Origin of the sequence: Bacteroides gallinaceum (genome assembly GCF_030373775.1) — a bacterium.
GTDB lineage: Bacteria > Bacteroidota > Bacteroidia > Bacteroidales > Bacteroidaceae > Phocaeicola > Phocaeicola excrementipullorum.
Genome location: NZ_JAUDEN010000055.1, coordinates 1 through 3,212, shown reverse-complemented (window position 1 = coordinate 3,212; position 3,212 = coordinate 1). Strand labels below are relative to the sequence as shown.

Annotated in this window: 2 protein-coding genes and 1 pseudogene; all 3 read left to right on the top strand. The window is 50.7% G+C overall.

Annotation, left to right across the window (positions count from 1 at the left end; translation table 11 throughout):
- The first annotated feature begins 256 nt into the window (after positions 1-256).
- The 3 genes and pseudogenes from nagA (QUW60_RS14855) (at position 257) to QUW60_RS14845 (ending at position 3,205) form a co-directional block, all read left to right on the top strand.
- On the top strand, positions 257-1,423 hold the full coding sequence (nagA, locus tag QUW60_RS14855) for an N-acetylglucosamine-6-phosphate deacetylase (protein WP_258337234.1): 1,167 nt from the start codon (positions 257-259) through the stop codon (positions 1,421-1,423).
- 21 nt (positions 1,424-1,444) lie between these two features.
- Positions 1,445-2,614 (top strand): N-acetylglucosamine-6-phosphate deacetylase, encoded by a 1,170-nt coding sequence (gene nagA, locus QUW60_RS14850; RefSeq protein ID WP_258337235.1) that lies wholly within the window; start codon positions 1,445-1,447, stop codon positions 2,612-2,614.
- Positions 2,615-2,800: 186 nt separating this feature from the next.
- A pseudogene (locus tag QUW60_RS14845) lies at positions 2,801-3,205 on the top strand (transposase).
- Positions 3,206-3,212 lie beyond the last annotated feature (7 nt).

The following is a 3,212-nucleotide window of genomic DNA, read 5'->3' as shown; positions in this document are numbered from 1 at the left end:
GTCGCTCCAGTGATTCGATCTCTTCACTTAAGTGATGCATTCGTATCACTCCAGTGAAGAGATAAAAACAATACGATATCGCCACAGACGCCCACAGGACGGCCGGAAAAGACATCCGGACCGGTGCATCATACGCCATCAAATTTAAATTAATTAACCCTTTCATATTAAATAAATATAATATAGCCCACACAATTAATGAGCATATTAATTAAATTTGCAGCAGATAAAGAAACAAATATCAATCACATCTAATATGCTAACACAAATTATTAATGCCCGCATCCTTACCCCTCAGGGCTGGCTGAAAGACGGATCGGTACTCATCAGAGACAACAAGATTCTGGAAGTGACGAACTGTGACCTTCCCATCGTGGGAGCAACACTGATTGACGCAAAAGGAACATACATCGTTCCCGGCGGAGTTGAAATCCATGTACACGGCGGGGGCGGCCGCGACTTCATGGAGGGAAGCGAAGACGCGTTCCGCGCAGCTATCAAGGCGCACATGCAACACGGTACGACAAGCATTTTCCCAACTCTTTCTTCATCAACCATACCGATGATACGGGCAGCGGCGGCTACAACCGAAAAGCTGATGGCCGAACCCGACTCACCCGTACTGGGACTTCATCTGGAAGGGCATTACTTCAACATGAAAATGGCAGGAGGACAAATGCCGGAAAACATCAAGAATCCCGACCCCGAAGAATACATCCCTCTGCTTGAGGAAACGCACTGCATCAAACGCTGGGATGCAGCTCCCGAACTTCCGGGAGCCATGCAGTTCGGAAAATACATCACGTCAAAAGGCGTGCTGGCAGCAGTAGGACATACGCAGGCCGAATTCGAAGACATCTATACGGCATACGAAGCGGGATATACACACGCAACCCACTTCTATAACGCCATGCCGGGATTCCACAAACGCAGCGGATACAAGTACGAAGGCACGGTAGAAAGCATCTACCTGATGGACGACATGACCGTAGAGGTAGTGGCCGACGGAATCCACGTGCCGCCCACCATTCTCCGCCTTGTCTACAAGATAAAAGGAGTTGAAAAAACCGCGCTGATAACCGATGCGCTCGCCTGCGCTGCAAGCGACAGCAAAGAGGCGTTCGACCCGCGTGTCATCATCGAAGACGGGGTGTGCAAGCTGGCCGACCGTTCGGCACTTGCCGGAAGCATCGCCACAATGGACCGCCTGATCCGCACGATGGTGCAGAAGGCCGAAATCCCGCTGGAAGATGCAATCCGCATGGCTTCAGAAACTCCGGCGCGCATCATGGGAGTAGCCGACCGGAAGGGAACCCTCGAAAAAGGAAAGGATGCCGACATCCTGGCTCTCGACAACGACCTGAACATCCGTGCCGTATGGGCGATGGGCAAGATCGTGGAAGGAACCAACACGTTATTCTAAACCGATAAATACAAGAACATTATGCTGACACAAATCATAAACGGCCATATACTTACGCCGCAGGGCTGGCTGAAGGACGGCTCTGTACTCATCAACGATGGGAAAATACTGGAAGTGACCAACAGCGACCTTGCCGTAATCGGCGCAAAGGTCATCGATGCGAAGGGAATGTTCATCGTGCCCGGATTCGTATCAATGCACAGCCACGGAGGAGGAGGAAAAGACTTTACGGAAGCAACTCCCGAAGCGTTCGGAACCATCGTCAACGCACATCTGAAACATGGTGCCACATCCATCTTCCCCACCTTGTCGTCAACAAGCTTCGACGTGGTCCGCCAAGCTGTAGCAACTTGCGAGGAAATGATGCAGCGGCCCGAAAGCACAATTCTAGGACTGCACATCGAAGGCCCTTACCTGAACCGGAAAATGGCAGGCGCGCAATGGGGCGACTTCCTGAAAGATCCGGACCCGAACGAATACATCCCGCTGCTCGAGAGCACAGGCTGCATCAAACGCTGGGACATCAGCCCGGAACTTCCGGGAGCGCACGACTTCGCACGCTATACCTCCGGACACGGCATACTGACGGCCATCACTCACACCGAAGCAGAATATCCTGAAATCAAGGCTGCATTCGAAGCCGGATTCACTCATGCCGCCCACTTCTACAATGCCATGCCGGGATTCCACAAACGCCGCGAATACAAATACGAAGGTACGGTTGAAAGTGTCTACCTGATGGACGGAATGACCGTAGAAGTGATTGCCGACGGAGTGCATCTGCCTGCCACAATCCTGAAGCTCGTCTACAAGCTGAAAGGCGTGGAGAAGACATGCCTGGTAACAGACGCGCTGAAATATGCCGCTTACGAAGGTGAACCGATCGACGATCCCCGCTACGTAATTGAAGACGGTGTTTGCAAGCTGGCCGATCACCAGTCGCTGGCAGGAAGCATCGCCACGATGGACCGCCTCGTGCAGACAATGGTAAAGAAAGCCGGCATCCCACTGGCCGACGCTATCCGCATGGCATCCGAAACTCCGTCGCAGATTATCGGTGTGTCCGACCGTAAAGGAACGCTCCAGAAGGGCAAGGATGCCGATATCGTCATCCTCGACAAGGACGTGAACGTGCGGTGCGTATTCTCATACGGAAATGTCGTAGAAGGAACGAATACAATGATTCATTGAACGGTCTGAATGCCGGATAAATCTACAAAGGCACGGAAATGGCAGAAGTCATCTTTCGTGCCTTTCTTTTTTTAAAGGAATCTCCGTATCTTTAGCTGCATAAATGTCCGGCACTGATCAGCACCTGACTAAGCGATTCTGAAATGGAACGAAAAACACTTCTTTATCTAGCAATTGCCTGGATGATTGCCTACTTCCTTACAAGTTACAGACCGTTTCCATGTACAGAAGCTTGCTTATGAAGCCGTTCAGAACATGAGGGTTAAAGCCCGCTGAGAAGCACTTGATGAAGAATCGATACAGCTGGCACATGCAAAGGCATGCGGAAAGGCATATCATGCTCCGGTATTTGAGAACGGAGATTCAAGGAAACAGTTGCTAGCCAGAAGCATATACCTTCTGTATAAGAAAGAATCATTATGGACCGAATCACAGCGTATACGTGCCGGTATCCTGTTCAGGGAGTATCCGGATATAAAGAAAGCGTACTGTCTTTCCATGAGGCTAGGATTGATTTATCATCAGTGCAGACATAAGGATGCAGCCCTGACAAGGCTTGCCAGATGGTATGACGAAGTGGAAAAAATCTAATAAGGAT